Annotated in this window: 25 protein-coding genes and 1 pseudogene; 17 read left to right on the top strand and 9 right to left on the bottom strand. The window is 58.1% G+C overall.

The window, feature by feature from the left end:
• Positions 1-242 precede the first annotated feature (242 nt).
• The gene (groL, locus tag ACQZ5H_RS22315; protein WP_112719010.1) at positions 243-1,871 is read right to left on the bottom strand and encodes a chaperonin GroEL; all 1,629 of its coding nucleotides are present in this window, start codon (positions 1,869-1,871) and stop codon (positions 243-245) included.
• A 59-nt stretch (positions 1,872-1,930) separates the two neighbouring features.
• Complete coding sequence (groES, locus tag ACQZ5H_RS22310; protein ID WP_203431265.1) at positions 1,931-2,245, bottom strand: co-chaperone GroES; 315 nt, start codon at positions 2,243-2,245, stop codon at positions 1,931-1,933.
• Positions 2,246-2,518: 273 nt separating this feature from the next.
• On the opposite strand from groES, the gene ACQZ5H_RS22305 reads away from it, so the two are divergent.
• The 10 genes and pseudogenes from ACQZ5H_RS22305 to ACQZ5H_RS22260 all read left to right on the top strand — a co-directional run bounded on the left by ACQZ5H_RS22305 (position 2,519) and on the right by ACQZ5H_RS22260 (position 7,739).
• The gene (locus ACQZ5H_RS22305) at positions 2,519-2,791 is read left to right on the top strand and encodes an usg protein (protein WP_199629739.1); all 273 of its coding nucleotides are present in this window, start codon (positions 2,519-2,521) and stop codon (positions 2,789-2,791) included.
• 136 nt (positions 2,792-2,927) lie between these two features.
• Positions 2,928-3,112 (top strand): annotated as a pseudogene (locus ACQZ5H_RS22300) (hypothetical protein); the annotation flags it as partial.
• 302 nt (positions 3,113-3,414) lie between these two features.
• Complete coding sequence (locus ACQZ5H_RS22295) at positions 3,415-3,888, top strand: Hsp20 family protein (protein WP_203431636.1); 474 nt, start codon at positions 3,415-3,417, stop codon at positions 3,886-3,888.
• A 73-nt stretch (positions 3,889-3,961) separates the two neighbouring features.
• A complete protein-coding gene (locus ACQZ5H_RS22290; RefSeq protein WP_148194588.1) occupies positions 3,962-4,261 on the top strand; it encodes a DUF982 domain-containing protein in 300 nt (99 codons plus the stop codon).
• Between the two features lie 12 nt (positions 4,262-4,273).
• Complete coding sequence (locus ACQZ5H_RS22285) at positions 4,274-4,549, top strand: hypothetical protein (RefSeq protein ID WP_210341253.1); 276 nt, start codon at positions 4,274-4,276, stop codon at positions 4,547-4,549.
• Between the two features lie 752 nt (positions 4,550-5,301).
• A complete protein-coding gene (locus ACQZ5H_RS22280; protein WP_162708743.1) occupies positions 5,302-5,511 on the top strand; it encodes a cold-shock protein in 210 nt (69 codons plus the stop codon).
• 121 nt (positions 5,512-5,632) lie between these two features.
• Complete coding sequence (locus tag ACQZ5H_RS22275; RefSeq protein ID WP_203431635.1) at positions 5,633-5,860, top strand: hypothetical protein; 228 nt, start codon at positions 5,633-5,635, stop codon at positions 5,858-5,860.
• 27 nt (positions 5,861-5,887) lie between these two features.
• Positions 5,888-6,268, top strand: a complete 381-nt coding sequence (locus tag ACQZ5H_RS22270; RefSeq protein WP_112719003.1) for a DUF6481 family protein — start codon at positions 5,888-5,890, stop codon at positions 6,266-6,268.
• A gap of 66 nt (positions 6,269-6,334) precedes the next feature.
• On the top strand, positions 6,335-6,610 hold the full coding sequence (locus tag ACQZ5H_RS22265; protein WP_112719002.1) for a hypothetical protein: 276 nt from the start codon (positions 6,335-6,337) through the stop codon (positions 6,608-6,610).
• 136 nt (positions 6,611-6,746) lie between these two features.
• The gene (locus ACQZ5H_RS22260; RefSeq protein WP_203431264.1) at positions 6,747-7,739 is read left to right on the top strand and encodes a sensor histidine kinase; all 993 of its coding nucleotides are present in this window, start codon (positions 6,747-6,749) and stop codon (positions 7,737-7,739) included.
• Positions 7,740-7,874: 135 nt separating this feature from the next.
• Here ACQZ5H_RS22260 and ACQZ5H_RS22255 read toward each other — a convergent pair whose 3' ends face one another.
• The gene (locus tag ACQZ5H_RS22255) at positions 7,875-8,873 is read right to left on the bottom strand and encodes a sensor histidine kinase (RefSeq protein ID WP_203431263.1); all 999 of its coding nucleotides are present in this window, start codon (positions 8,871-8,873) and stop codon (positions 7,875-7,877) included.
• A 158-nt stretch (positions 8,874-9,031) separates the two neighbouring features.
• Between ACQZ5H_RS22255 and ACQZ5H_RS22250 the strand changes: the two genes are divergently transcribed.
• From ACQZ5H_RS22250 to ACQZ5H_RS22235, 4 genes are all read left to right on the top strand, one after another.
• The gene (locus tag ACQZ5H_RS22250; RefSeq protein ID WP_203431634.1) at positions 9,032-12,151 is read left to right on the top strand and encodes a response regulator; all 3,120 of its coding nucleotides are present in this window, start codon (positions 9,032-9,034) and stop codon (positions 12,149-12,151) included.
• A gap of 424 nt (positions 12,152-12,575) precedes the next feature.
• Complete coding sequence (locus ACQZ5H_RS22245) at positions 12,576-12,968, top strand: hypothetical protein (protein WP_246777682.1); 393 nt, start codon at positions 12,576-12,578, stop codon at positions 12,966-12,968.
• A 260-nt stretch (positions 12,969-13,228) separates the two neighbouring features.
• Entirely contained in the window at positions 13,229-14,155 is a 927-nt protein-coding gene (locus ACQZ5H_RS22240) for an SDR family NAD(P)-dependent oxidoreductase (protein WP_348652531.1), read from the top strand.
• Between the two features lie 73 nt (positions 14,156-14,228).
• Positions 14,229-14,774 (top strand): response regulator transcription factor, encoded by a 546-nt coding sequence (locus ACQZ5H_RS22235; protein WP_449099016.1) that lies wholly within the window; start codon positions 14,229-14,231, stop codon positions 14,772-14,774.
• Positions 14,775-15,024: 250 nt separating this feature from the next.
• Here the strand turns inward: ACQZ5H_RS22235 and ACQZ5H_RS22230 are convergent, their stop codons facing one another.
• On the bottom strand, positions 15,025-16,845 hold the full coding sequence (locus tag ACQZ5H_RS22230) for an ABC transporter ATP-binding protein/permease (protein ID WP_246777767.1): 1,821 nt from the start codon (positions 16,843-16,845) through the stop codon (positions 15,025-15,027).
• A 499-nt stretch (positions 16,846-17,344) separates the two neighbouring features.
• Positions 17,345-17,788 (bottom strand): PRC-barrel domain-containing protein, encoded by a 444-nt coding sequence (locus ACQZ5H_RS22225; protein ID WP_199629738.1) that lies wholly within the window; start codon positions 17,786-17,788, stop codon positions 17,345-17,347.
• Between the two features lie 164 nt (positions 17,789-17,952).
• Here ACQZ5H_RS22225 and ACQZ5H_RS22220 point away from each other — a divergent pair, with 164 nt between their 5' ends.
• Positions 17,953-18,285, top strand: coding sequence for a hypothetical protein (locus ACQZ5H_RS22220; RefSeq protein WP_203431260.1), 333 nt, complete (start codon positions 17,953-17,955; stop codon positions 18,283-18,285).
• Positions 18,286-18,319: 34 nt separating this feature from the next.
• Here the strand turns inward: ACQZ5H_RS22220 and ACQZ5H_RS22215 are convergent, their stop codons facing one another.
• The 4 genes from ACQZ5H_RS22215 to ACQZ5H_RS22200 form a co-directional block, all read right to left on the bottom strand.
• Complete coding sequence (locus tag ACQZ5H_RS22215; protein WP_449099015.1) at positions 18,320-19,567, bottom strand: arsenic transporter; 1,248 nt, start codon at positions 19,565-19,567, stop codon at positions 18,320-18,322.
• Positions 19,568-19,586: 19 nt separating this feature from the next.
• On the bottom strand, positions 19,587-22,724 hold the full coding sequence (locus ACQZ5H_RS22210) for an efflux RND transporter permease subunit (RefSeq protein ID WP_449099014.1): 3,138 nt from the start codon (positions 22,722-22,724) through the stop codon (positions 19,587-19,589).
• Positions 22,721-23,878, bottom strand: a complete 1,158-nt coding sequence (locus tag ACQZ5H_RS22205; protein WP_203431257.1) for an efflux RND transporter periplasmic adaptor subunit — start codon at positions 23,876-23,878, stop codon at positions 22,721-22,723. Before ACQZ5H_RS22205 ends, ACQZ5H_RS22210 begins: the two co-directional genes overlap by 4 nt.
• An 83-nt stretch (positions 23,879-23,961) precedes the next feature.
• Entirely contained in the window at positions 23,962-24,462 is a 501-nt protein-coding gene (locus tag ACQZ5H_RS22200; RefSeq protein WP_449099013.1) for a hypothetical protein, read from the bottom strand.
• A 133-nt stretch (positions 24,463-24,595) separates the two neighbouring features.
• Between ACQZ5H_RS22200 and ACQZ5H_RS22195 the strand changes: the two genes are divergently transcribed.
• Together ACQZ5H_RS22195 and ACQZ5H_RS22190 are read left to right on the top strand one after the other, a co-directional pair.
• The gene (locus ACQZ5H_RS22195) at positions 24,596-25,258 is read left to right on the top strand and encodes a response regulator transcription factor (RefSeq protein WP_203431255.1); all 663 of its coding nucleotides are present in this window, start codon (positions 24,596-24,598) and stop codon (positions 25,256-25,258) included.
• 46 nt (positions 25,259-25,304) lie between these two features.
• Complete coding sequence (locus tag ACQZ5H_RS22190; RefSeq protein WP_449099012.1) at positions 25,305-26,618, top strand: sensor histidine kinase; 1,314 nt, start codon at positions 25,305-25,307, stop codon at positions 26,616-26,618.
• The last annotated feature ends 10 nt before the right edge of the window (positions 26,619-26,628 follow it).

The raw sequence follows: 26,628 nt of genomic DNA, 5'->3' as shown, positions 1-26,628 counted from the left end.
TGGTCTGCTTCCATGGCCGCAGCCATGAGCTGATCGCGCTCGCGAAGTCCTTTGTTGAAAAGTCGGGCGACGGCAACCGTTAGCTTTGCAACGGCACCCGGGTCATTTGCGATGCCCTTTGCACGGACGACCTCCCTGACCACCCCGGCGCATAGACGTGCATCGTCTCTTGAAATCGGTTCTATCATGACAACCGCTCGCTAGTACCCGCCCCTGGGAAGGGGCGGGCTGGCCTTTGGAGACTAGAAATCCATGCCGCCACCGGCGGGCAGAGCAGGCGCGGCTTCCTTTCTGGGCTTTTCAGCGATCATCGCTTCTGTTGTTACCAGAAGTCCTGCAACCGAAGCCGCATCCTGGAGTGCGGTGCGAACAACCTTGGCGGGGTCGATGACACCTTGCGCGTAAAGGTCGCCATATTCGCCGGTTTGAGCGTTCCAACCGAACGACGGCTCGTTCTTTTCACGCAGCTTGCCAACCACGATCGAGCCTTCGGCACCGGCGTTTTCGGCTATCTGCCGTACGGGGGCCTCGATCGCCCGGCGAACGATGTCAATCCCGACCCGCTGATCGTCGTTGGCCGTGGGCAGACCCTCAAGCGCCTTTGCCGCGCGCAGCAGCGCAACGCCGCCGCCGGGCAGAATGCCTTCCTCGACCGCCGCGCGCGTTGCATGTAAGGCATCGTCCACTCGGTCCTTCTTTTCCTTCACCTCGACCTCCGTCGAGCCTCCGACACGGATGACAGCGACGCCACCCGCGAGTTTTGCCAGGCGCTCCTGCAGCTTTTCGCGGTCGTAATCGGATGTCGTCTCCTCGATCTGCGCGCGGATCTGGGCGACGCGGCCATCGATCTCGGACTTCGAGCCGACGCCATCGATGATGGTCGTGTTTTCCTTCTCGATCGCCACCTTCTTGGCTCGGCCGAGCATGTCGAGCGTGACGTTTTCAAGCTTGATGCCGAGGTCTTCGGAAATGACAGTGCCGCCTGTGAGGATGGCAATGTCTTCAAGCATCGCCTTGCGGCGATCGCCAAAGCCTGGCGCCTTGACGGCAGCAATTTTGAGCCCGCCACGCAGCTTGTTGACGACGAGTGTCGCAAGTGCCTCGCCTTCGACGTCTTCGGCAATGATCAGCAACGGTTTGCCGGACTGAACGACCGCTTCCAGGACTGGCAGGAGAGCCTGTAGATTCGAGAGCTTCTTCTCATGGATGAGGATATAGGGATCCTCCAGCTCGACGCGCATCTTGTCCTGATTGGTGACGAAATACGGGCTGAGGTAACCGCGATCGAACTGCATGCCTTCGACCACTTCGAGCTCGGTCTCGGCGGTCTTGGCCTCCTCGACGGTAATGACGCCCTCATTGCCGACTTTCTCCATCGCCTCGGCGAGGTACTGGCCGATCTCGGCGTCGCCGTTCGCAGAAATGGTGCCGACCTGAGCGATTTCGGAATTGCTGGTGATTTTGCGGGCGTTGACCTTCAGCTCCTTGACCACGGCGTCGACGGCAAGATCGATGCCGCGCTTGAGATCCATCGGGTTCAAACCCGACGCCACAGCCTTGGCGCCTTCCTTGACGATTGCCTGCGCAAGCACTGTTGCTGTGGTCGTGCCGTCGCCGGCCAGATCATTGGTCTTCGACGCCACCTCGCGCAACATCTGTGCGCCCATGTTCTCGAACTTGTCTTCGAGCTCGATTTCCTTGGCCACCGAAACGCCGTCCTTGGTAATGCGCGGGGCGCCGTAGGACTTGTCGATAACCACATTGCGACCTTTAGGGCCGAGCGTCACCTTGACGGCGTTGGCAAGAATATCGACCCCACGCAACATGCGCTCACGGGCATCGGTATTGAATTTGACTTCTTTCGCAGCCATGTCTTCACTCCTTCAATAGGCAGCTTTTTGACTGATATCGTTCGCCTGACAGCCAGCGGTCAGGCGGCTTTCTTCTGTTCGACCTCGGCCTCGATAACGCCAAGAACGTCGCTTTCCTTCATGATCAGCAGGTCTTCGCCGTTGATCTTGATCTCGGTACCCGACCATTTGCCAAACAGGATGCGATCACCCGCCTTGACGTCGAGCGCCTGAACCTCGCCCGCGTCATTGCGCGCGCCGCCGCCGACGGCAACAACCTCGCCCTCTTGGGGTTTTTCCTTGGCGGTATCGGGTATGATGATGCCGCCTTTGGTTTTTTCCTGGCTCTCGATGCGGCGCACGAGAATGCGATCATGAAGCGGTCGGAACGACATGTTTTCCTCCATTGAGCAAAAATAATGACGTTGAACCCGGACCGGACCGGATGACAGTCAGGGCGGGTGCGAACCTCAACCCGAGCGTTCGCGCGAAAAATTTATTTTCGAGATTTTTTGATTTCAAGTAGGTGGCGACAAAAAATTAGCACTCACCCCACGTGGCTGCTAACAAAATGAAATCTAACGATAAAATATGGATTATGGGTGAGGTGCGTTGATCGCGGCGCCGTTTTGCGCCACCATGATCACGCAGAAAAATGGAGCTTCGCTATGCAGTTTTCATCGGATCTGGACCGCCAGCTCAATGGTTACGGGCTAACCACCGCACACATCCTCTATCGTATCCCCGACTTTGTGTCCGTCCTGCAGACCTACGTCTGGCAAGACTATGATCAGGCTCCCGACTTTCCGGTGATGCGCAGGTTCCTTCATTTCTGGGAGGCATCGCTCGATGGAGCGCTGCATTCGGTCCGTTACAGCCATCAGAGGCTGGTCGGGCCAAACGAATGGCGGCGCGTTGATGGCGAGTTCAAGCTAAACTGACCCTGAAAGAGCTTTGCTGCTCATTCTAGCTCGTGTGCGACCCAACTGCAGGGCCCGCTAGCGATCGGTCGTTGCTTGGCTTTGGTCGTCCTGAAATCCTGTATGGAATGCGCGTCCCTGCTGGCAAACCTCGGTTCTTGTGGGCAGTTCAGAGACCATCGGCACCGCGGTGAATGCTCAGTGACGCCTCAAAGCCTGCCATCTTGACGCGCCCTGGCTTCCCTCGCACATCGAGCAGCGTGAAGAGCGGCTCGTACGCCAGGGCAACGATCAGGTCGATGTTTTGCCAATGCGGCGCAAGGCTCGCTCGACGCTACCATCCTTTAAAACAATCCGCACAAGGCCGCTTCAGTGCCGCAACGCTCTCTGACATTGGTCGTGACGGACACATCCGCGGCGCAGGGACGCACGCACAGAAACTATAAATTGCCGATGGTGGGCATTCCGGGAAAGAGCCAATCTCATGCGGAACCTTAAATCGCAAATTTTCTTTTTTGCCGGTCTTGAAACCGCAAATCTTGAAACCAAATCGTTTTGCGCCAGCTGCTGGAACGGAGCTGGCCTTGCTAGGGGCGCCACTTAGAGCGCTCCCGTACCCATGTTGCTTCAAGGAGGATATGGCTATGGCAACATCTTACGACTACGCACCGTTGTTCCGATCGACCGTCGGCTTTGACCGGCTTTTCGATCTTCTTGAAAACGCCCAGCGCGCCCGCTCGACGAGCGATTGGCCACCTTATGATATCGTCAAGACCGGCGATGACAGCTACCGTATCTCGATTGCGGTTGCCGCCTTTGCAGACGGCGATCTCGATATCACCTTCCAGTCAAATCTCCTGACGGTGACTGGCAAGAAGCAGGAAGGCTCTGGCGAAGCCTACCTTCATCGCGGGATCTCCGGCCGATCCTTTGAGCATCGTTTCGAGCTTGCTGACCATGTCAGGGTGGACGGCGCCGATTTGAGCAATGGTCTATTGTCGATTGATCTTGTTCGAGAAATCCCGGAGGCGCTGAAACCGCGCAAGATTGCAATCGAGAGTTCACCTGCTTCGAACACACGCGGCCGCCCTCAGATCGAAGGGCAGAAGGCGGCGTGATCAAGCCCGCTTGGAAAGCAGGCGCCACCGCGGTGGCGCCTCTCAACGCAAAGGGTTTGGAAGGAGACGAACAATGAAACCCGATATGTTTAGACAGCCGATCACGATCTTGGTCGGCTTGGGCTTTCCCGCCGAAATACGCGGCGCGATGGATGCTTACCGCTACCTTGCTGAGTGGCCCGCCTCGTTCAGAGATACGGCTCACTCCGTTGCTCTGAAGGCGTGTCAAGCGGTCCTTCGCGGTGAGATCGAGGCCGAGACCGCCCGTGGTCTGTTCACGGCATTTGCGGAGAAACATGATCTGATGGCGCCCGAAGCCTCGGCGATTGCAGCATTGCGCAGGCGCGGCGATCGCGATCCGCATGTTCAGTGAGGTGTTGCCGTGATGAACACAGTCTTGCAGCAGGCAGTCGACAATGTCGTGTCGATGGGACCGGCAGTATTGATGCAGGGCATGCAACTCGCCCGTCCGATGGATGTCGTAAGATCCCACTCGCTTTCGCTCGATGACAGGCGCACCATCCTTGCGGCCTGGGCCTCAGATCTCTACGCGGTGGTTTCGAAACCGGCTCTCCGGCACTTGCCCGGAACGCCTGAACCAGTATCGATCGACGAGATCCAGTCAGCGCTCAAGGAACTTGACCGCCAGGACGGATCATGAGGTGCAGTCAGCCGCGAAACGCGTCAAGCCGCTGACAGAGGGTTCATTCCCTCATTGCGACGCCCAGATCGCCACGTGTCGCGAAAGGCGTGCCACGGTGAGAGCGTCAAAGGTATACGAAAACAGCTGGCGCGGCATTGCGCCAGCCGGGTGTCTCCGAGATGGTCGGAACATGTTGTGTTTGCTGCCGGCAGGGGACGGTATCTTCTGCGATCGCGTTGCGCCGAACCTGCGGGACACATCCCGGGGGGCGCATTGTCATGATCCAGCCGCGCCAGTCTCAGGCGCCGCGATACGGCGATGGCCTTTCAAGCCCGCTTGCGTCTGAAGATCAGATGACGATTGGGCCACCACTGGATCGGGCGAATAAGCCCTGGGTAAGTCTTCCGCATGAAGGTCATGCTTGATCATCATCGCCGTACCGTCACACCTTGAACCGTCGAGCATCACTTGGCCAGGCCAAGCCAGCGGAATTGCGGACGCTCAAACGAACTGTCCCCCGGCCACGGCCCGCTCGCATGGCTGCCACGCATGCAATCTGAAGATGCAATGCAGTTAAATCGAGAACTAAACGTTGACGCGATGCGTTCCTTGCTCTATCTATTGGTTCATCGATCTTTTGCTTGCCGAGCTTTGTTCACCGCGCGATTTGCAACGCGCCCTAAGCGAACTTTTCTTTCAAAAATAGTCGGTTTTCACCTGCGCGGCATCGGCTTCGCAGTTCTTCACTCTATGCTTTGAAAGGGTTTATCATGACCACTGGCACCGTAAAATGGTTCAACACCACCAAAGGCTTCGGCTTCATCCAGCCTGACAATGGCGACGCTGACGCGTTCGTCCATATCTCGGCAGTCGAGCGCGCGGGAATGCGCGAGCTGGTCGAAGGCCAGAAGATCGGCTTCGAGCTGGAGCGCGACAGGAAGTCGGGCAAGATGTCGGCCGTCAATCTTCAGGCCGCGTGAATTGAAACATGCTTCCCTTTGACCACGGATGTACTGGCACTGCCGGAAGCTGTTTCGTTGAGGCCGGGCGTCACGCCTGGCCTTTTTATTTTCGGCGGAGCGCCGGATGATCGAGGTTCTAATGACAGAAACATACAGTAAGTCCCGCCAGCGCGCTGAAAATGCCTTTAGTGCCGTGCAGACGCAGGCCCAGTTCTTCGCCAAGAACCATGCGGCAGAGGAACTGGAAGCCGTCGCTCAGGCAAGGGACGCAAAGACGCAGAGGCTGAGAGAGGCCCGTCTTGCCAAAGAGTCTGAAGAGCGCATGGCGGCTACCGCGGTTAACACCGCAGGTGTGAAGTCGCGCTGATTTTCTACGAAGAGACATGAGACCAGAATGAAGAACGCCAAGAATACAGACATCGTCGATCGCCGGGCTGCATCCGCCGCCGCGAAGACAGATCTTCTCAATGCCTATCGCGCAGCCCAGGCTGCGGCAGCACCTTCCAAGCTCGAAAGGCAGGCCGAACGAATGGCTGTCGCGACTGCGCGCGAAGAGCGGCGCGTCGAACGGGAGCGCCTCAAGCTTGAGGAACAGGAGCGGACCAGGAACGAGATGGCAGCGCATCAGGCCGCACTCGAGGCTGCAGCTGTTGCCGAAAACCAGGCGAAAGAAGCCGCCGAAAACGCGCGCATCGCGCGGGTGATCGAAGACGAGGCCGCACGAAAGGCTGAGCGCGACCGGCGTTACGCCAACCGCAAGGCAAGGCAGGCCTAGTTTTCGGACCCGCCCGGACCATCAGCGCGCGGCGTCATGCTTGGCCCATCAACCGAAAGGCAACCTATGGCACCGGACACGAACGAACTTCAGGCAATCAACACCGCCTGGCAGATAGCTATTCAGGAGATCTTGCGGATGGTCATCCGCGATATGTACCGAGCCGGCGGCGAGTCCCACTTCAAGGAACAAATCGCGCGCATCGAAGAAGCCGCGGTCGACAGCATTCATACCGATCTCAGGCTGAGAGGAACGAATGAGTGGACGGAAGTTCTCGTCAAAGAACGGGCAAGCAATTTCGTGACCACACTGCTCACCTCATTTACTTACGACCGTGCCTGAACGTGGAGCAGAACCAGGCGATTTTTTTGTGCGGGCGCGATGCGTTGATTGAACTTTTTTATGGCTCGCGAGGTTGATCTGTCAGGCGACTGCCTAAATCACGGTAGCGCAATTCATAAAAGGTCATCGGTCGTCCATGGAAGAGCACAGCGCAGAACGCCTTGCAGCCATTGTAGAATCGTCGTTCGACGCCATCATCAGCAAGGATCTTTCAGGCATTATCGTAAGCTGGAACAAGGCTGCCGAAGGCATGTTCGGTTATACGGAAAGTGAGGCCATTGGAAAGCCGATTTATCTCATAATCCCCGATGACAGGCGCGATGAGGAAGCCGATATTCTGCGTCGGCTGAAGCTGGGGGAGCGGATAGAGCCCTTTCAAACGACGCGACGCTCCCGAGACGGACGGATCGTGCCGATTTCCATTACAATCTCGCCGATCAAAAGCCGCGACGGTATACTTGTCGGTGCATCGAGTATCGCGCGGGACATTTCAGAAACGCGCGAGACCGACCGGCGGCTTCGCCTGCTCATGCGGGAAATCAATCATCGCGTCAAAAATCAGTATGCCGTCGTTCTTGCTGTCATAAGGCAGACGGCGACACGCTCGCGGTCGATCGAAGATTTCGAGAAACGGGTTCGAGAGCGCATTATGGCGCTATCGCATTCTCATGACCTGCTCTCCCATGTTGACTGGGCTGGTGTCAGCCTTGCTGATCTCGTGACGCATCAGCTCAAGTCCTTTGAGGATCTGCAACCAGTCCAGGTGGCCGGGCCCGAGATAGTGCTGGACGCCAATGCCGTTCTCAATCTCGGCATGGCCTTTCACGAACTGATCATGAATGCGATGCGTTTCGGGGTAACGGATGCCGGAAGCATATCTGTGAGATGGTGCCTGATCGGTTCTGAAGGTGGGGATGTTCTCGAACTCGTTTGGTCCGAGCCGGCAGCGGCCTATGCTGATCTGCTCGCGCAAGAAGAGGGCTTCGGAGCTCTCGTTCTCGCCAAGCTGGTGCCCTCGGCTCTGTCTGGTCAGGCGGAATGGAGTTTCACCGACGGGCTGATTGTTTGGAAGCTTAAGGCGCCGCTGGCACGAATCCAGATTGGGCTGGGTTCGCCGGCACATCTGTAATGATCGTTGGCGCGATCGAGCGATGGTTCGTGCGGGACAGCTGGTGGTCTCGCAGACAGTCAACATAGTCGTCACGAGCCGATAGCGACGAAATCCGGATCCATCTTCAAAAAGGACGCGAACGGGGCTGCCGGGCTACACCGTGAGGTGAGCTTCTCTCATCCTCAGCGTTACCACGACACCCCCCTCTATCCAGTTGTAGTCGATCGAACCAGCAAGTTGACCGGAAATGGTTCGCTGCAGGAGCTTGCTGCCATATCCCTCTGCCGACACCGGTGTCGAGGTTCGATTAGCTCCGCTTTCCGTCCAGACGATTTCGACCTCGTCATCGTTGACGCGGCCGGATATGTCCAGCAAGCCGGCATCATTCGACAGCGCGCCGTATTTTAGGGAATTTGTTGCCAGCTCATGAACGACAAGGGCAAGGCTTGTCGCGGCCTTTTCCCCGATGCCCATGCGCGGGACAGCCACACGGATGCGTCCCGCAAAGGCACCGACATCGTCATAGGGCGCCAAGATTACGCTGAACAGATCCCCCAGCAGAGCCGCGTTGCCCTGCCCATTCGGCAGAGGCCGAACGAGCTCGTGGGCTCGGCCAAGCGCAGTCAGGCGTTGTGTCAGCTGCTTTGCCATCTCCTCCTTGGTCTCGGCGGACCGCGACGTAATGTTCGTCAGACCGGCTGCTAGGGCCAGCAAGTTCTTCACGCGATGGCTCATCTCGCCCGCGAGAAGCTCATGACCCTCCTCGGCCTGCTTGCGACCTGTCACGTCCAGAAAGATGCCAGTCATTTTCTTCGTGGCGGCATCGCCGTCGTTCCCCTGGCCCCTAGCGGAAATCCATCGGACATCGGATGCATCGGTCAGAATGCGGAAATCAATTTCAAAGGCACCGTCGATGGCACGGGTCGCTACGAAGGCAGCTCTGACCCGATCGCGGTCGGCGGGATGGACCTTGGCGGAAAGGTGTTCGAAGGTAAGTTGCTCTGTTGCAGCGATGTCCCAGAGCTCGTAGGCCTTGGCATCCATAACGAACGTGTCATCATCCACCATCCAGCTCCAGAGTGCGACGCCGGCCGACTTGATCGCCAGCCTGAGTTCATTCGCGCTCCATTCCGGCTGCGACCCTTCACCCATCTTAGATCTCTTCCTGCAAAAAAACGTGGCCTTCAGAACTAGCGGGCTGGACAAGCGTTATCAATGGCCTAAGTCGGTCCTGCAATAGTCTGCCGGGAAATGTGATGAATACACAAGCTCTTGACCGATACTCGGACATATTCGTCGGTGACGGCGAAATGGCGCGAATGATGCGCCAGCATGATTGGGCGAGTAGCTCGCTTGGACCGCCCGACCAATGGCCGGAAGCGCTGAAGGTCGCCTTGCGGTTATTGCTGACGTCGAAGTTCGAGATGTGGCTCGGCTGGGGACCTGAGATCGCATTCTTCTATAATGATGCCTACCGGCCAACGCTTGGAAACAAGCATCCCAATTCGCTTGCCGTCCCCACTAAAATTCTCTGGGCGGAGATCTGGGACGATATCAAAGGGCGCCTGGAGACCGTTTATGAGACCGGGCAGTCGACCTGGGACCGCGCTTTGTTGCTTCTGCTCGAACGCAGCGGTTATTCTGAAGAAACCTATCACACGTTCTCCTACAGCCCGTTAATTGGCGACAGCGGCAAGGTTGAGGGTGTGTTTTGCGCGGTGGCCGAGGAGACCGAGAGGGTCATCGGCGAAAGGCGTATCTCGACGATGCGAGCGCTGGCTTCGGGACTTGCAGCTGCCGACACTCAGCGAGAGGTCGTCGAAGCGTCCTTCTCCGCTCTCGCAGGAAATCTTCAGGATCTTCCGTTTAGTGCGCTTTACTTGTTCGATGAGCATGGCAACGCCAGACGGCAATGGATAAGTGGCGGGTCGGATGACAATCCTTTATTGCCCTGCATCGTCACGGGCAGTTCCGGGCTTTGGAATTTAAAACGCGCTTGGACAGATCAAGTGGTGGATCTGGTTGACCTGGCAGAAGCCGATAGTGTTCCATCCGGACCATGGCCAAGGGCGCCCGAGAAGGCGGCTATCGTCCCCCTGATCGGACAGGGCGGGGACAATCCCAAGGGCGTACTCATCAGCGGCCTCAACTATCACCGCGCGATCAGCGACGAGTATGTCGACTTCCTGAAGCTCATCGCGGGGCAGATTGCGTCTCGCCTGGCAAGCGCCGAAGCCTTCGAAACCGAGCGCCGGCGAGCGGAAGCTCTCAGCGAGGCAGCTCAGATGAGGGAGCAGGCGGCAATCGCTCTTGAGCTGCTTAATCGCCAGCTGTCGTCGGAAGTCGAGCTTCGCACCGCCGAGAGAGACCGGATGCGAGAGCTGTTCCAGCAGGCGCCAAGCTTCATGTGCATTTTAAGCGGAGCGGATCACGTCTTCGAACTTGTCAATGATGCTTACCTGCAATTGGTTGGCCCCCGGCAGCTTCTCGGCTTGAGTGTCAAAGACGCGCTTCCAGAGGTTGCTGGACAGGGCTTCATTGAGCTGCTGGATAGCGTGTTCCAGTCGGGCAAGCCCTATATCGGTCGGAACCTGCAGGTATTTTTGCAGCGAGAGGGCGACAAGGAGCCGGACGAACGTTTCATCAACCTGATCTATCAGCCGATTGTTGGGACGGATGGCCAGGTCACAGGGATATTTGTTGATGGCTTCGACGTAACGCACCAGAAGAGGGCGGAGGATCAGCTCCAGAGCCTCAACCATACTCTTGAACAGCGGGTTGAGCAGCGTACGCACGAACTTCGAACCGCACTGCTACAGCTTGAAAAAGAAACCGTGGAACGCGAAACTGCGCAGATGGCCTTGCGGCAGGCGCAAAAGATGGAGGCTCTTGGAAATCTCACGGGCGGTGTTGCGCACGACTTCAACAATCTCTTGCAGGTTGTAAGCGGAAACCTTCAGCTCCTCTCCAAGGATGTCGACGGAAACGCGAGGGCGCAGCAGCGTCTGGAAAACGCCTTGTCCGGCGTTGCCCGAGGCGCGAAATTGGCATCCCAACTCCTGGCATTCGGTCGCCGCCAGCCGCTTGAACCGAAGGTCATCAACTGCCGCAAGTTAATCCAGAACATGGACGACATGCTGCGGCGCGCGCTGGGCGAGGAGGTCGAGCTCGAGACCATCGTTTCTGGTGGCTTGTGGAACACCTTAATTGATCCGGGTCAGCTTGAGAACGCGATTCTCAATCTGGCAATCAATGCCAGGGATGCCATGGATGGGCGCGGACGCCTGACAATCGAAACAGCGAACGCGGTGCTTGATGACGATTACGCCCGTGCGCAGGAAGACGTCCGGCCCGGCCAATATGTACTGGTGGCGGTAACAGATACAGGATCGGGGATCGCCGATGATATCATCGACCATGTGCTTGAACCGTTCTTCAGCACAAAGTCAGAAGGCAAGGGAAGCGGCCTTGGATTATCCATGGTTTACGGCTTCCTGAAGCAATCTGGTGGCCATCTCAAGATTTACACCGAAGTCGGTCATGGTACGACGATCAAGCTCTATATGCCGCGAACGATGCAGGTCGAGGACGGCGTGGCGAACCTGAGTGCCATGCCGGTTGAGGGAGGCACCGAGACCATTCTTGTGGTCGAAGACGACGAGGCTGTGCGGGAGACTTCCGTCGCTCTTCTAACCGATCTCGGTTATCGCGTTCTCAAGGCGCATGACGCCCAGTCGGCGTTTGCCATCGTCAATAGCGGGATGCTGATCGATTTGCTGTTCACCGACGTCGTAATGCCGGGGCCAATGCGCAGCACAGAACTCGCCCGCAGGGCAAAGGCAATGTTGCCTGGTCTGGCAGTGCTTTACACCTCAGGATACACGGAAAATTCCATCGTCCACGGTGGCCGGCTGGATGCCGGCGTCGAACTTCTGTCAAAGCCCTACACCCGCGAGGCTCTTGCTCGGAAAATACGACATGTCCTTAGTAATGCCCGCCAGCACCTGATCGCTGTCGAGCGGATCGAACGGCTGGAGCAAACGCCTGTACACGGCGAACCGGATCAAGAGGCGGGAGCGACGAGGGTCCTTGTGGTCGAAGATGAGCCGCTGATCCTGATGGCGACCGTCGACATGATTAGCGAGCTCGGCCATACCGTTCATGAAGCCGGCTCGGCTGAAGATGCGCTCGCCGTTTTAGAAGAGGAACAGATCGATATTTTGGTGACTGATGTCGGGCTTCCCGGGATGGCAGGGACGGATCTGGCCAAACGTGTCCGAGAGCGATGGCCAACAGTGCGGATTGTCTTTGCGAGCGGCGACGACAGCGCCAGGGCGGCCTCCGGCATCGAGGATGCATTTCAGCTGGCGAAGCCATTCACGATCGATGGCTTGGCCCTCGTCCTGTCGAAATGTTTGGCCCTCCCGTGATGTCTCGACGACGGATGGTGGCGTCGTGAGGATCGGCGTCGGCGCGCGTGCATGGCCAAATGCATCGCGTATCGGCGCGCAAGATCGTCATGATGAGCGTCTGACAAGTGGACAGGACACCACCGGCAATCACCGCTGGTAACGTCAGCCCAGCGGATCCCGTGCGAGCATGCTCTGGCGACGAGTTGACGCCGCTTTCCCTGTGCTGGGTCAGAGACCGCGGCGGGCGAGATTTGTCCTGGAAAGGGCGCCGACATCTTTGAGAGCGCAGGTCATGTCTCGATCGCCGTCCGCGGCTTCGACGAGCGGCTCACTGCAAGCGTAGCTTATCCGACAGTCAAACCTCGAGACGTCTTGGTCTGGAGGAAAGATTGCCTGAGCGATCGCAGGGCGGTGGTCGTCCATCCCAAGCATCATTCAATCGGTGCGACCCACCCCGGACCTTGGTCTGACCGGCGACCGCATTTGGAACAAACAGTCGCCGATCGAATTATCTGTTGGCAGAAACAAGCCTAAGGCACTGGAATTTCAAGGGAATGCTGTGCTGGGTTATCGCTCAAGAGGAGGATTGGATATGGAAGATCGCGGGCCGACAGTTATTAACACAGGCGGTGGCAACGGTGGCTGGGCGGTTGCTGTTGTCCTTGCAGTTGTCGCCATCGGCGCTCTGCTGCTGTTCACCGGAGTAATCGATATTCACGGCGGAAAGGGTGGCGGCGGCACGAGCGTTACTGTCAATGCTCCTGCAGTCGAGGCGCCTGCCGCGGAGAAGCCCGCAGCCTCGCCGGAAAAGCCGGCCGCGCCTGCCGCTCAGTAACGCTGACGATCGACCGGTCCGGCGTCCTCTGGACCGGTCAAAACCTCGTGCGCGAGAATGATGGGACGGCTGACAATCACGGGACGTCGAAGTTTCTGGGACGCTCCATGCCCGTCACCGTAGGGAGCACATATGCAGCAGCGATCGCCGCCATAAGCACTGCGATGGCCGTGCACACCAACGATAGCTTCGTCTTCAGCTTCATAACAGCATTACAAACGAAGACGCCGCCGCCGGGTTCCTTCGTAAGACATCTTTGATTGGTTGCGACGCATAGCAGCCGCTCGCATGACAGATCAATTTCCGATCATGAGACGAAGGGACGTCAGGTCAGGCGTACCAACCGTCAAGTCAATAATTCTGTGTGGCTGGTCGATCCGCGCACTTTCCTTAACCGTATAGCGCATATCGAGAAGGCCTCCGTCGATGAGACCATCGAGCACCGCGAGACATCGGCGACCTTACATGCAGTGAGAGGGCAATCCGTGTTTTCCATGCGTTCGCTTCCCGAAGGATATGCTTCGATTGTCATAGGCGCTTCGGGAGGAATTGGTTCTGCAATTGCCGAAGCGATCCGTCAGGATCCGAGGGCTGGCGAAATCGTCAGGTTGTCTCGATCGGATGATGGGCTGGAAGTCGAGAAGGAGTGGACGGTAAAAGCGCATGCCGCCACCCTCGGCGCACGGACATTCCACCTGATGATCTGCGCCACAGGAGCTCTCACCATCGATGGCCACGGTCCGGAAAAGGCCATCCGGCAGATCGATCATGACATTATGGCAAAGCAGTTCTCGACCAACGCCATCGGGCCAGCCATTGTGCTCAAACACTTTATGCCGCTGCTGCCGCGAAAGGAACGCTCTCTCTTTGTCGTGCTCTCTGCGAGGGTCGGATCGATCGGCGACAACAGACTGGGCGGATGGATCTCTTACCGAAGCGCAAAGGCAGCCCTCAATCAGATAGTCAAAACCACGTCTATCGAACTGTCGCGGACGAAGCCACATGCCATCCTCGTCGCTATCCACCCCGGTACTGTCGCCACGACACTGACGGAGCCATTTTCGGGCGGCCACGCGCGACAAGCGCCGGATCGAGCCTCAAGGCTGATACTTCAGACCGCAGACGGTCTCACGTCTGCACAAAATGGTGGGTTCTTCGCCTATGACGGCAGCGCGATTGCCTGGTAGATGCTTTTGCGGCGATGCGATCCGGGAGGGTGATCTCACCGTAATAGCGGGGTAACTGAAACGGAGGGTTAGGATGGCCCAAGCCGAGGAACCGAAGGCACGTTTTCTGATCGTCGACGATGATAAGGTCTTCGCGCAGAGGCTTGCACTTGCTCTGTCCAACCGAGGCTTCCGTGCCGCGTCCGCTACGTGTCTCGATGCTGCTTACGCCGCCTTGTCCGCCCGTGATTTCGACGTCCTGATCACCGATTTGCGGATCGGTGATGAAAGCGGCCTCGACTTGGTCACGGCGATGCAAAGAGAATTCCCCTTCTCGAAAATCCTGGTCCTGACCGGTTATGGAAGTGTTCCGGCTGCCGTGACTGCCGTCAAGCTGGGCGCGACTGAATTTTTGAGCAAGCCGGCGGATGCCGATGAGATCCTCGAAGTTCTGGGTTTCACCAGACCGACTGCAGAGCGCACTGACGTCCCGCTGACCTCGCCGCAACTGATGCGCTGGGAACACATCAACAGTGTCTTCGAGGCGACGGGAAAAAACGTCTCGATGACCGCCAGGCAATTGAACATGCATCGCCGTACGCTGCAGCGCCTGCTGGCGAGAGGGCGGCCGCAGAACTGATCTAAGGACGATCTCGAACGTAACAGCAAAGTCCGCCGAGCCGCCAACGGCGGATACGCGCGTTTGCGCGATGCGTCGCTCGTGCTGCGACGCGGGACCGGCCGCTCCGCCCTCCTGCGGCCGGTCCCCCTTGCTGCCGCGAATGCAGGGGCCGTGTGGCGGAATCGATCCCTGGCAGTTTGCTTTTGATGGCACCCGCGCGCTCCCGGCTGGCTTTGCGATGCCGGCACATGCGGTTAAGCTTCGCTGCCTAAGGGACCTTCTTCAGTTTGCGAGAATATTTGGTGAGCTTGGTCAGGACGTTGCGTTGTTTTCGGTAGGGTGCTAGGTCGACGTCGCTGACGAGCCTCGCTCCGCCTTCCCGCTTCTCAAGCGTGATCTTACGGCTATGGAAGGCCTCCAGTTCGGCGCGGTGGGCAACGCTTACGATTGTTGCGTCCGGCAGCTCGTCGATCAGCATTTCCATGATCTTGTCCTGTGTCTTTTCGTCAAGCGCCGAGGTTGCCTCATCAAGCACGATAATGTCGGGGTCGTTGAGCAGCAGGCGCGCGAAGGCTAGCCGCTGCTTTTCGCCGCCGGACAAGGTGTGGTCCCACGGAGCATCTTCTTCGATTTTCTCGATCAAATGACCCAGTCCGACTTTCTCTAGAGCGGTTTGCAATTCGTCTTCCGTATGGCTGTCCGCGGGCTGCGGGTAGGATACGGCACGTCGGAGCGTGCCCGAGGGGATGTAAGGCCGCTGCGGCAACATGAATAGCTGCTTGCCGGGATGGAAATTGACGCTGCCTCCGCCCCACGGCCACAGGCCTGCGATCGCTCGCACCAGGGTGCTTTTTCCTGATCCCGACTCTCCGGCGACCAGCACGCGTTCACCCGGTCCGACTTCGACCTGCGTCTCTTTGACGACAGCGGTCCCGTCTCCGAGCGCGACCGAGACGTCGTTCAAGCTGAGCATGGTCTCGCCTTCTGTCTCGCCGCGCTTGATCCGATCCAGGGATTGGCTCTTTTCAGCGTTTTCCAACCCGTCCAGCGACATCATCAACGACGCCACGCGCCGGGCACTGGCGTTCCAGTCGGCAAGCCGCGGGTAGTTGTCGACCAGCCACCCAAACGCACTTTGGACGATGGTGAAGGCCGACGCTGCCTGCATGACCTGCCCAAGCGTCATGCTGCCATCGAGAAATTTGGGTGCACACAGCAGCACCGGGACCACCGGCGCGATCAGCATGGAGCCGTGCGAAACAAGCGTTGTGCGCATATGCTGATGGGCGAGCAGCCGCCACTGTTGGCGCACATTGGCGAATGTTTTGTCGAGATCGTTGCGCTCTTCTTCCTCGCCACCCAAAAGGGCTATACTCTCACCATTCTCGCGTACACGGGTCAGGGTATACCTAAATTCCGCTTCGACCTGATTTTTTGCTTCGGAGACACGAACGAACCGCCTTCCTATAAATGTGATCGAACCGGAAGTTACGAGCGCGTAGATAACCGCTGTCACGACGAGAAAGCCCGGAATCGTGATGGTCATCCCCGCAATAGGCAGGCGCAGGGCGCCGCCTATCGTCCATAGCACGACGATAAAGGTGGACGCCGAGACGAACGCAGCGATCACGCCGGCGACAAAGTCGACGGGGGATTCGGTAGCGATGCGCATATCTTCCGATAGCCGCGCTTCCGGGTTCTGGTGATCGCCGCCGATAAGATTGAGCTGGTAATAGCGCCCGTTTGCCAACCAGCGAGCAATCAGCGCTTTCGTAAGCCAGGATCGCCAGCGTCGCTGTATGAGCATGCGCACGTAAACCTGGATGGTGACGACTGCGACGCACCCCAGAACGAGCGGCGGAAACACCGCCCCAAGAAAGTAGACTGTCGACGCATTGCGCTGCTCAATGGCGTCGAAGAGGCCACGGTTCCAGACATTGATCCCATACTGGAAGGCAACGTTGATGGCTATGAGGAGGAGGAGACCAATCGATGAGGCCCAGGCCAGCCGGTCTCCGTTGCGACCCCAGTACTCGCGGCCACTGATCCAGAAACGCCGAAGCAGATACGCCTTGCGCGCGTCTTCCATCTGCTCGGGGGTCAAACGGGTTTCAGCCTCATGCGCTTCTTTGGCCGGCGTTTTATCCAATGTCGATCCCTCCCGTTTGGTCGATGCTCAGGCTCGGGTGCGGTCCGAGCCAGCTCCCTAGCGAAATGCACCGTCTGTCGTCGCTGCGACGTCCCGCAGCATATCAAAAGTGCGAAATGCCTGCATAAAGATGTGGTTGTATTAGGCTCGGCCGGTCACGCACACGCCACAGGGTCTTTGAGCCTAGGCCGATCCAACGGCCGCTAGCGGCTATAAGCGGTCTGGCAATCCTGTGTTGCGATATCCCAATGCGGCCGTGTTTGGTGGGGAACCCGCGGCTTAAATGCCAATAAGGGCGCGCCTTCGAACCTATTGCGAGCCCTTTTCATTATTCCTTTACCATTTTCCCGCAACTCTAATAGCGTCACGGGGTTGAGATATCGTGGCGCTATTCGGGGCACGCCTGATTTTCGCGTAGCGTGCCCCACTTCCTAAAACATCACTTTTTCAGCTTCGAATAGTCGAACTTCGGAGCCTTGGACAGATCGTCCTTGTTGGTGTCCACGTAAGCCTTCCAAGTGCCGTTATCGTCTGCCAGGGCCAGCGATGCCGGATCGATGACGATGTAGCTTTCACCAATGCCGAGAAAACCACCGACGCTCGCCACCACGCCAATTACCGATTTGCCGTCACCAATGACGATATCGGAAATTTCGCCGACGTCCTCGTTCGCCTTGTTGTAGATCTCCACGCCGATCAGTTTGGACGTTACAATGTCGGCATCTTTGATCTCGACATATTTCAGCGGCGTGGTCGCCGCCTTGCCCATGGTGATGCCAGGGCCAGCCATCATCGCATCCGCGCCCGGGGCAACGGTCTGCTGCGCGAAGGCGGCGCCTGCGGAGAGGATCGAGAGGGCGGCGGCGATAGGGATAAGCTTCATGAACACTCCTATGAAAACTGCGCTCAGGTCGACGCCTGGCGCCCATAAACGGTGTTCCGTCGGAAAGAGTTCCACGGCGCGGGAACGATTGATCGCGTCGACGCATTTATGCGCTGCCGGACTGAAAATCTCGTGCGCTGGCAGATTTTACGCAAGGAGATAAGATGCTTGAAAGAGTGTTTGCCACGTTCACGATCTGCCTGATTGCGTCAGGCGCCTCAGCCCAGTCCGTGACAGATCCTGCTGTCGATGCGTGCAGGTCAACTGGTCTGCTGGCGTTGCGCGAGCGCGCTCCCGATATCACCGATCTTGTTCTCGACATGGAAAGCATCGCCGTCAGTAAAGCTGACACCCGTGTCGAGGACGTTCCGGTCAAGACAGTGGTCCTCGGTGAGGCGTATATCGCCCGAAAAGATAAGACGGGCGCGCCGGACCGGTTTGTGTGCCTGCTTGGTGAAAAAGGCAAGGTTCTTTTGACGTTCTTTACGGCCCAATAAGGGTTACCTTCAGATCAACGGCATCGCCAGCTTTCTAAAGCGCAGCCAGCGAAGCAATCAGCGCCGGGATCATCACGACCGCCCCCGCCTTTAGAAACGTATACGCGCTTACGGTGATGCCTTCGCGTCGGAGAGCAGACAACCATAGTATGGTTGCCAGTGATCCGGTGACCGAGAGATTGGGGCCGAGGTCGACGCCGACGAGAACTGCCCCCGCCAGCCGGTCGGAAAGATGGGCTGCATTGACAACGCCGCCAGCGAACAATCCGACCGGCAAATTGTTTGCGACGTTTGACAGGAAGGCCAAGCCGATGCCTGTGATCGCTACTGCCTGCCACTCAGAATAGGCACTGATCGCCGTCAACTCGCTTGCTAGGGAAGCGGTCATCCCGGTCTGATTGATAGCCTCTACCACGACAAAAAGTCCAGCCACCAGGAGAATAACACTCCAGTCGATCGCGCGGACGATGCCAAATGGATTTTGCCGGGCAACAGTAAGAACGATGAGCGTGGTGACCGTGGCGGCGATAAAGGTGGGCAACCCCAAGTCCAGATGTGCAGCCGATGCTCCGACGAGAACAAAGGCGGTTGCAACGAGGCCGATGCCCGCAAGCCTCGCCGGAAATGATAATGCAGGTGTTGGAATATCGGCGGCCAAGGTCTCCGACAACAACGCCTTGCGCTGCGTGACGTAGAGCGCGACGAACGTTATCAGGATCGCTGCAATCGACGGAACGAAAAACGTCGCCAGCCAGCGGCCCAGTGAGGGCATTTCGCCGCCAGCGAAGATAACGAGGTTTGCGGGGTTGGAAATTGGCAGGATAAAACTCGCAGCATTTGCGATGAAGGCGCAGATGAACAGATAAGGCAACGGGTCGTTGACCTTGGCGGCCCGGCAAGCGGCGTATACGGCGGGTGTCAAGACAACGGCGGTCGCATCGTTAGACAAAAGAGCTGTTACGACCACTCCGACGGCGTAGATAAGCGCAAACAGCCTTTTCGGCGATCCCTTGGCACGGGATGTGGCAATTGCCGCGACCCAGTCGAAAAGTCCTTCTCTGCGAGCAAGTTCGGACAGCAGCATCATGCCGATCAGGAACAGGTAAACATCGGTTCCCTTTGCCACGCCCGCCCAGATTTCCGCCGGATTGAGGATACCAAGGACAAGGATCAATCCTGCGCCCAGGACGGCCCAGACGGCTTCAGGTAGCCGGAAAGGGCGAATGACGACGCCAGCCGCAGTTCCTGCAGCAATTGTAAGGGTAAGAGCTGACTGGTTCATATGCATTCCGGAGTGTATGTCAGTGCGCGATCTGCGCGGGTTTTTCCTTGACCTCGGCCCAGTTCGACCGGCGTAAATGGTCGAGCAAGAGGTAGATCACGGGCGTGGTGTACAGTGTCAGCAACTGGCTGACCAGCAGGCCGCCAACGATTGCGTAGCCGAGCGGCTGACGCAGTTCCGATCCCACTCCGTGCCCGATAGCAAGGGGCAGGCCTCCAAGCAAGGCTGCCATCGTCGTCATCAGTATCGGCCGAAAGCGCATTTGCGCCGCCTGGACAATCGCCTCCTCGCTCCCACAGCCCTCCCGCTCGGCCTGAACGGCAAAGTCCACAAGCATAATCCCGTTTTTCTTGACGATGCCAATCAGCAGTATGACGCCTATCATCGCAATAAGTCCGAAATCAAAACCCGCCACCTTCAACGCGAGCAGCGCGCCAAGACCAGCCGATGGCAGTGTCGAGAGAATGGTCAGCGGATGAACAAGGCTCTCGTAAAGAACCCCAAGGATGATATAGACAACAACGAGTGAAGCGACGATCAATAACGGTACGGTTGCAAGCGAGGCTTTGAAAGCTTTCGCGCTGCCCGCAAAGCTCGTTTCCAGAGAGGCAGGCGGATGCATGCCGGCGACTGCGGCTTCAATCGCCTTTGTTGCATCACCCAGAGCAATATCAGGCGCGAGATTGAAAGAGATCGTCACCGCAGGCGACTGACCCTGATGGGCAATCGAGACAGGCGAGACGCCGTCTGTCGACCACTTGGCAACGACCGACAGGGGCACGAGGTTGCCGTTGCTCGCACGTACCGACAGCCGGTCCAGAGTTGCTATGTCGTGCTGCAGGTTTGGCAAGACTTCGAGGATGACCCGGAACGTATCGGTTTGCGTTGAATAGGATGCGACCTGACGCTGACCGAAGGCATCATAGAGGGTATCGTCGACCGCCGATGGTAATACGCCGTAAAGCGTTGCTGCTGCCCGGTCGATCTTGATGGACAGGTTGGGCGCCTCGGCCTGCTGGTCACTGCCGACATCACGCAGTTCTGGAAGGCTTTGCAGCTGACTGGTGACCCTTTTGGCCCAGTTGCCGAGCTCAGCGATATCGGCGTCCTGCAACGTGAACTGATACTGCGTCTTCGCTGGACGTGCGCCGATATTGATGTCTTGGGCCGACGACATGAACAGCTTTATCCCCTGCTGAGCATTGAGCGCCTCGCCCAGCCTGTCGATCACTTGTTTGGCACTGGCGTCTCTTTCATTCAGAGCTTTAAGGGTGATGTTGACATGCCCCTGATTGAGGGCATTTCCGCCATTGCCCCCGCCAATGTCCATGAAAACCGAGTAGACCGCCGGATCCTTCAGGATGATGGCGCTTACGCGCTCCTGCAGCTTGGCCATTTCCGTGAATGAGATATCGGGCGAGGCCTGAGACAATCCACCGATAAACCCGGTGTCCTGTTCGGGGAAGAAGCCTTTGGGAATTGTGATGAACAGGTAAGCCGTCGCACCCAGGGTGGCCAAGAACAGCGCCAGCGTCAGGAAGCGATGGCGGATGAAGGGACGGAGCGATCTGACGTAGCCGGCGGTCAAGGTCTCGAACAGCGCCTCGCCGGTGCGATGAAACCATCCTTCCTGCGCCGGGTTGACCGGGCGAATGAACTTCGATGCCAGCATCGGAGTCAGCGTCAGCGAGACGAGCGCCGATATGGCGATTGCGATCGTCAGGGTCAGCGCGAACTCTCGAAACAGTCGTCCGACGATACCGCCCATCAGCAGGATCGGGATCAGCACGGCAATCAGGGACAGGCTGATCGAGACAATCGTAAAGCCGATCTCTCGAGAGCCCCGCCTGGCCGCTACCTCCGGTTCGACGCCTTTCTCGATATGACGCGTGATGTTTTCTAGCATGACGATGGCATCATCGACAACGAAGCCGACCGCCACGACGAGAGCCATCAGGGAAAGATTGTCCAAGCTGAAGCCAAGGGCCCACATGGGTGCGAGCGAGCCCGCAAGCGCGATTGGCAGGGTCAGGGCGGGTATGATGGTCGCCCTGAGGCTCCTCAGGAAGAGAAAAATGACGGCGACGACGAGACCGATGGTCAGCATCAAGGTGAACTGGACGTCGTCCACGGATGCACGGATCGTTGTCGTTCGATCAGTCACCAACTCCAGCCGGATCGACTTTGGAAGCGAGGCTTGCAACGCTGGCAGCTGCGCCTTTACCGCATCCACCACGGCGATGACGTTGGCCCCTGGTTGTCGAAAGACGTCGAGCGCAATGCCACGCGTGCCGTTCGTCCAATGCGCCATCTTGTTATCTTCTGCGCCATCAATGGCCAGGCCAATGTCGCGGATACGTACGGGGCCGCCATTTCTGTAAGCTATGACCGCATCATTCCATTCAGCGCTGCTCCCGATCTGATCGTTCGTGTAGATCGGGAAGGTTCGGGTTGGATCGTCGATATTGCCTTTGGGTGCACTAAGGCTGAGATTGCCGATCGCGCTTCGAACGTCTTCCAGCGTCACGTCAGCCTGCGCCAACCTCCCAGGATCGACTGAAATCCGAATTGCAGGCTTTTGCTTGCCGCCAATGTTGACGAAGGCGACGCCGTCGACCTGGCCGATTTTCGATGCGACGTTGCGCTCGATATATTCGTCGAGTTCAGGAAGAGGAAGCACGTCCGACGTTGCTGAGAGCTGCATGACAGGTGCATCGGCCGGGTTTGCCTTATGAACCCTCGGCAGCGACGTCATGTCTTTGGGCAGCTGTCCTGCGGCTTCACTGATGGCCGTCTGCACATCGCTTGCCGCTGTCTGGATATTCTGGTCGAGCCCAAACTGCACGGTTATGGAGCTGGTGCCGAGAGAGCTGTTAGAGGTCATTTCGCTAATGCCGGACACGCGCGATAGGGCGTCCTCTATCGGCTGCGCAACGCTGGCGGCCATCGTTTCAGGCGAAGCGCCGGGAAGATTGGCTTCAATTTGGATCGTCGGGAAGTCGATTTGTGGTAGTGCCGATACCGGCATGAACGGGTAGCATATTGCCCCGAGAAGAAAGATACCGCTCATGATCAGACCGGTTGCAACCGGATGAGCGATGAAGAAGTCGAAAAAGCCCCCCGACCTCGAAGTGTCGCTGTTCTCCTCGATTGTCATGGTTTGGTCGCTCCGGATAGCTGGCCGGTAGGCGAACCGCTCCATGGGGTGACGACAACCTTTGCGCCGTCACCGATACGCGATTGGCCGTCCATAACAACCTCCTCGCCGTCGCCGATACCTTCGCTGACGAGCGCCATGGCGTCGGTGACAAATGCCGTCTTGACGCTACGACGGGCCACCTTGCCATCCGCTTCAACGACATAGGCATAAAGGCCGTCCTGTCCACGGGCGAGGGCCTTGTCAGGCACGACGATCCCTGTGCGCCTTTCGACTGTCAGTCGCGTTGCGACAGGAAGCCCTGGCCAAAGAATGCTTTTGGCATTGTCGAACGTGGCCTTGAGATGAATCGAACCATTGGACGCATCGACAGAATTGTCGAGTGTCGTCAGCTTGCCCTCCGCCAGGGTTTTGCTGCCGTCGGTACTTGTCAATCTGACGGCCGCGATGCCACGCTCGAGCGCCGCTCGAATCTCACCGAACCGGTCGCCGGGAGCGACAAAGGATACGCCGATCGGGTCCATCTGCGTGATTGTGACGACGCCGCCGGTGGAGGCGGCGGTGACGACCGAGCCGACGTCGACCTGTCGAAAGCCGGCTCGCCCGGCAAAGGGCGCGGTTATGGTGGCGAAGCCGAGCTGGGTCTGCGCATTTTTGATGAGCGCATCATCGTATTGAACGGCTGCTAATGACTGTTGGCTCGATGCCGTCTTTTGCTCCAGGGTTGACGCGGAGGCTACGCCCTTATCAGCAAGTGCAGCATAGCGCTGGGCGTCGGTTCGCGCGCTATTGAATTGTGCTTCGTCCTGAGCCTTCTTGGCCCGCGCAGAGGCAAGCGATGACAAAAGTTCGCGGTCGTCGAACTTAACGAGAGTGCTACCCTTTTCCACCATTTGCCCCTCATCGAACAGGATTGCGACGACCTGGCCGTCGATGCGCGGCCTGATCGTCACTGACTGGAGAGGTGAAACCGTGCCGATACCATTGATCACACGGTCAAGGATGGCCGTTCGCGCTGCGATCGCCGTGACCGGGATCGCAGGCTGTTCGTCCGCCATCAAGGGACAGGTCATCTGGACAAGAATGCTGAAGGTAATCAGCGCGCAGCCGAGCTTGCCCGGTGCGGCAAGCGGTTGAGCCAAGGATTTGATCATGCCCGCCACTCCGTGAAAGCCGCCGGTTAACGCACGCCGACGAGTTTGGTTTCATCGGCGCGCGTCAGGTCATAGTCCGCCCTTCAACGGCGCAACTCACGCAGCGCTTCGCCGATTGGCCCGCCATGAGGCGGGGGACCAGGCGGGGGACGAAGTGCGTCGGTTCTCCCATTCTGATGGACGACGTAGCTAGCGTGCAGGAAGCCATGTTCGAAGCGGCCCTGGACGCTGACAGGCTCGCTGATGGCGACAATGCTTCCGCTCTCACCGGCAGGCCCCGTCTCGATGAGCGCGCGACCTGTCTCGTCCTGAACGATGAACTTGTTGCCGTAAATTTCTGCTACCGTCCCTTTGACCGTGACGGTGCTCCAATCATCTTTCAAGCTGGAGATCGATGTCGGTGTCAAAGGTGCGAGATCGACGTTTGGGCGGGTGAATTTCATTGCTGCCGCTCCGCCAACCGCTCCTATGGCGAGCACGGCAAAGGCTGCGATGCCAAACGCGGCTACGTGTGCTGCTCCTCTCCGTCCGCGTTGTGGTCGTTCCAGATGCGCCGCTTCGTGGGTCGCTGGGTCATTCGACATGTTCGGTCTCCAGGTTGTTTTGACGTGCCGACTATAGTCCTGACCGCCCGACAGAGCCTGAACGCCCATGTTCAGTTTGAGTTAAGCGAAAACGCCCTATTTCGGATGGAGCATAGGATGATGTGGATTAAACATGCGCATTCTTTTGGTGGAAGACGACGTCGATCTTTCGGCCCGCATTGCAGCCAGTTTGCGTGCGGAGAATTTTGTGGTTGATATCGCCCGAAACGGTGAGGACGGTGAGCATGCCGGTTTGACGGAAATCTATGACGTTGTGGTGCTCGACCTCGGTCTGCCAAAGAGTGACGGGGTCACGGTTCTTAAATCGTGGCGAAGCCAGGGACGTAACTTTCCGGTCATGGTCCTGACGGCGCGTGAAGGATGGCCAGACAAGGTTGCGGCATTCAAGGCAGGGGCCGACGACTTCTTGACGAAACCCTTCCGCTTCGAAGAGCTTGTTCTTCGCTTGCGGGCTCTGGTCCGACGCGCGGCAGGACACGCAGCTTCGATCGTGCAATGTGGCGACATATCCTACGATGCACAGCTCGGGACGTTCGAGCAGTCGGGACTTCCTCTCAAGCTGACAGCCTTTGAATGGCGCGTGCTTTCCTGTCTTATGCTGCGCAAGGAAACCATCATCGACAAGCGCGAGCTGCTCGAGAGGGTCTATGAAGGCGACGCCGATGTCGATTCCAATTCGATCGAAGTCATTGTTGCACGGCTGCGGCGCAAGATCGGGGCGGACCGGATCGAGACGGAGCGGGGGCGCGGCTACAGGCTGACGAAAGGGATTTGATTCGGGACGCTATGCGAAACCAGTCGACACTGGCGGGCCGGCTTATATGTTCTCGGTCGCCTACGCCTCGCTGGCGGTGATTGTCACGTCGCTTGTACTTTGGTTCGTCATTGCCGGCGTTGTCAGAGAGCAGGTCGATCAACGCCTGGACCTTCAGATCGAGACCATACGCAATGCAATCGTTATCGGCGCTGATGGCGGTGTCGGCTTGCGAGGATCTGTGGATGCCCCTCCTTTCGACCGGCAAGGTTCCGGTTGGTACTGGCAGGTCGAGGCAAAGGGCCAAAGGCTGTCGTCGCGTTCTCTTGGCAGCGAAACGATCGAAAGCCCACCGTCGCCGTTTGACTGGCGTCGGTTGCTGACAGGCACCTCACAAGCAGCCGACGGAGGTGACGGCCGCGGCGGGGATCTGCACTTCCGGGTCGCGAGGACTTTTGTCGGCGGAACCGGTATGGAGATTGTCGCCTCTGCCCCCTCATCTGCGTTGAGCGTGCCCTCGAAGAGGGCATTGGTCTTTCTGGTTCCCGCCATGCTGATACTGGGTGCCTGCTTGATCATCGGAAGTGTTCTTCAGGTGCGCTTTGGACTTTCTCCGCTTCGCAGGCTTTCCGGTCAAATCGCTGAGATCGCGACGGCGCAGCGATCCGCCCTGCCGCCAGCACAAGCTGCCGAGCTTTTTCCAATAGTGGAGGAAATCAACCATCTGGTCGAAGCCAACAGACTTCGTCTGGCCCAGACCAGGCTTCAGTTTGCCAACCTGGCCCATGGGCTGAAAACACCAGTGGCAGGCCTTGGTCTTGCTCTCAATGATGATAACGATCCAAGCGGAGCGTCGAGGGCGCTCGTGGCGCGCATTGACCGGAACATCCGACATCACCTCGGTAGGACACGGTCCAGCTTTGCCGATGCAGGTCATTACTTTTCGATCGAGCTGGCTCCAAGGATCGACGATATTCTGGAAATGATGTCGAGGATCTACGCGGACCGCAAGATCGTCATCAGGAATAGCGTTTCGAGTGGAACCTTTCTGAACTGTTCTCCGGAGGATGCAGACGAGATACTGGCAGGCATCATCGATAACGCCTTCAAATGGGCCGCTTCGGAGGTTCAAATCTCAACCACAATCGAGCAGGACAATGTCGCCGTCGTCATCGCGGATGACGGCCCGGGCATCGAGGAAGCCTTTATCGGTGACGTCCTTTCTCCCGGACGCCGGCTGGATGAGACGAAGCCAGGCGATGGGTTCGGGCTTACTATCGCGGCAGAGCTGGCTGAAATGTACGGCGGTTCGGTCGAACTGGCCGTGCGACAAAGCCATGGCCTGGTGGTGACGATCAGGCTTCCGGTCGCCATGCGCTGATCAGCCAGAC

Source organism: Rhizobium sp. 21-4511-3d (assembly GCF_053522545.1).
Note: the sequence above shows the minus strand (reverse complement) of the source record. Positions and strands in the feature narration are given on the sequence as shown.

Bases quoted from the DNA above. Each gene is read 5' to 3' on its own strand.
- ACQZ5H_RS22285 (WP_210341253.1), top strand. From the start codon at position 4,274: ATGAACACAGTCTTGCAGCAGGCAGTCGACAATGTCGTGTCGATGGGA.
- ACQZ5H_RS22290 (WP_148194588.1), top strand. From the start codon at position 3,962: ATGAAACCCGATATGTTTAGACAGCCGATCACGATCTTGGTCGGCTTG.
- ACQZ5H_RS22265 (WP_112719002.1), top strand. From the start codon at position 6,335: ATGGCACCGGACACGAACGAACTTCAGGCAATCAACACCGCCTGGCAG.
- groES (WP_203431265.1), bottom strand. From the start codon at position 2,245: ATGTCGTTCCGACCGCTTCATGATCGCATTCTCGTGCGCCGCATCGAG.
- ACQZ5H_RS22275 (WP_203431635.1), top strand. From the start codon at position 5,633: ATGACAGAAACATACAGTAAGTCCCGCCAGCGCGCTGAAAATGCCTTT.
- groL (WP_112719010.1), bottom strand. From the start codon at position 1,871: ATGGCTGCGAAAGAAGTCAAATTCAATACCGATGCCCGTGAGCGCATG.
- ACQZ5H_RS22215 (WP_449099015.1), bottom strand. From the start codon at position 19,567: ATGAACCAGTCAGCTCTTACCCTTACAATTGCTGCAGGAACTGCGGCT.
- ACQZ5H_RS22255 (WP_203431263.1), bottom strand. From the start codon at position 8,873: ATGGGTGAAGGGTCGCAGCCGGAATGGAGCGCGAATGAACTCAGGCTG.
- ACQZ5H_RS22260 (WP_203431264.1), top strand. From the start codon at position 6,747: ATGGAAGAGCACAGCGCAGAACGCCTTGCAGCCATTGTAGAATCGTCG.
- ACQZ5H_RS22190 (WP_449099012.1), top strand. From the start codon at position 25,305: ATGTTCTCGGTCGCCTACGCCTCGCTGGCGGTGATTGTCACGTCGCTT.
- ACQZ5H_RS22195 (WP_203431255.1), top strand. From the start codon at position 24,596: ATGCGCATTCTTTTGGTGGAAGACGACGTCGATCTTTCGGCCCGCATT.
- ACQZ5H_RS22210 (WP_449099014.1), bottom strand. From the start codon at position 22,724: ATGACAATCGAGGAGAACAGCGACACTTCGAGGTCGGGGGGCTTTTTC.
- ACQZ5H_RS22305 (WP_199629739.1), top strand. From the start codon at position 2,519: ATGCAGTTTTCATCGGATCTGGACCGCCAGCTCAATGGTTACGGGCTA.
- ACQZ5H_RS22235 (WP_449099016.1), top strand. From the start codon at position 14,229: ATGGCCCAAGCCGAGGAACCGAAGGCACGTTTTCTGATCGTCGACGAT.
- ACQZ5H_RS22270 (WP_112719003.1), top strand. From the start codon at position 5,888: ATGAAGAACGCCAAGAATACAGACATCGTCGATCGCCGGGCTGCATCC.
- ACQZ5H_RS22280 (WP_162708743.1), top strand. From the start codon at position 5,302: ATGACCACTGGCACCGTAAAATGGTTCAACACCACCAAAGGCTTCGGC.
- ACQZ5H_RS22200 (WP_449099013.1), bottom strand. From the start codon at position 24,462: ATGTCGAATGACCCAGCGACCCACGAAGCGGCGCATCTGGAACGACCA.
- ACQZ5H_RS22295 (WP_203431636.1), top strand. From the start codon at position 3,415: ATGGCAACATCTTACGACTACGCACCGTTGTTCCGATCGACCGTCGGC.
- ACQZ5H_RS22230 (WP_246777767.1), bottom strand. From the start codon at position 16,845: ATGGAAGACGCGCGCAAGGCGTATCTGCTTCGGCGTTTCTGGATCAGT.
- ACQZ5H_RS22220 (WP_203431260.1), top strand. From the start codon at position 17,953: ATGCTTGAAAGAGTGTTTGCCACGTTCACGATCTGCCTGATTGCGTCA.
- ACQZ5H_RS22250 (WP_203431634.1), top strand. From the start codon at position 9,032: ATGGCGCGAATGATGCGCCAGCATGATTGGGCGAGTAGCTCGCTTGGA.
- ACQZ5H_RS22225 (WP_199629738.1), bottom strand. From the start codon at position 17,788: ATGAAGCTTATCCCTATCGCCGCCGCCCTCTCGATCCTCTCCGCAGGC.
- ACQZ5H_RS22205 (WP_203431257.1), bottom strand. From the start codon at position 23,878: ATGATCAAATCCTTGGCTCAACCGCTTGCCGCACCGGGCAAGCTCGGC.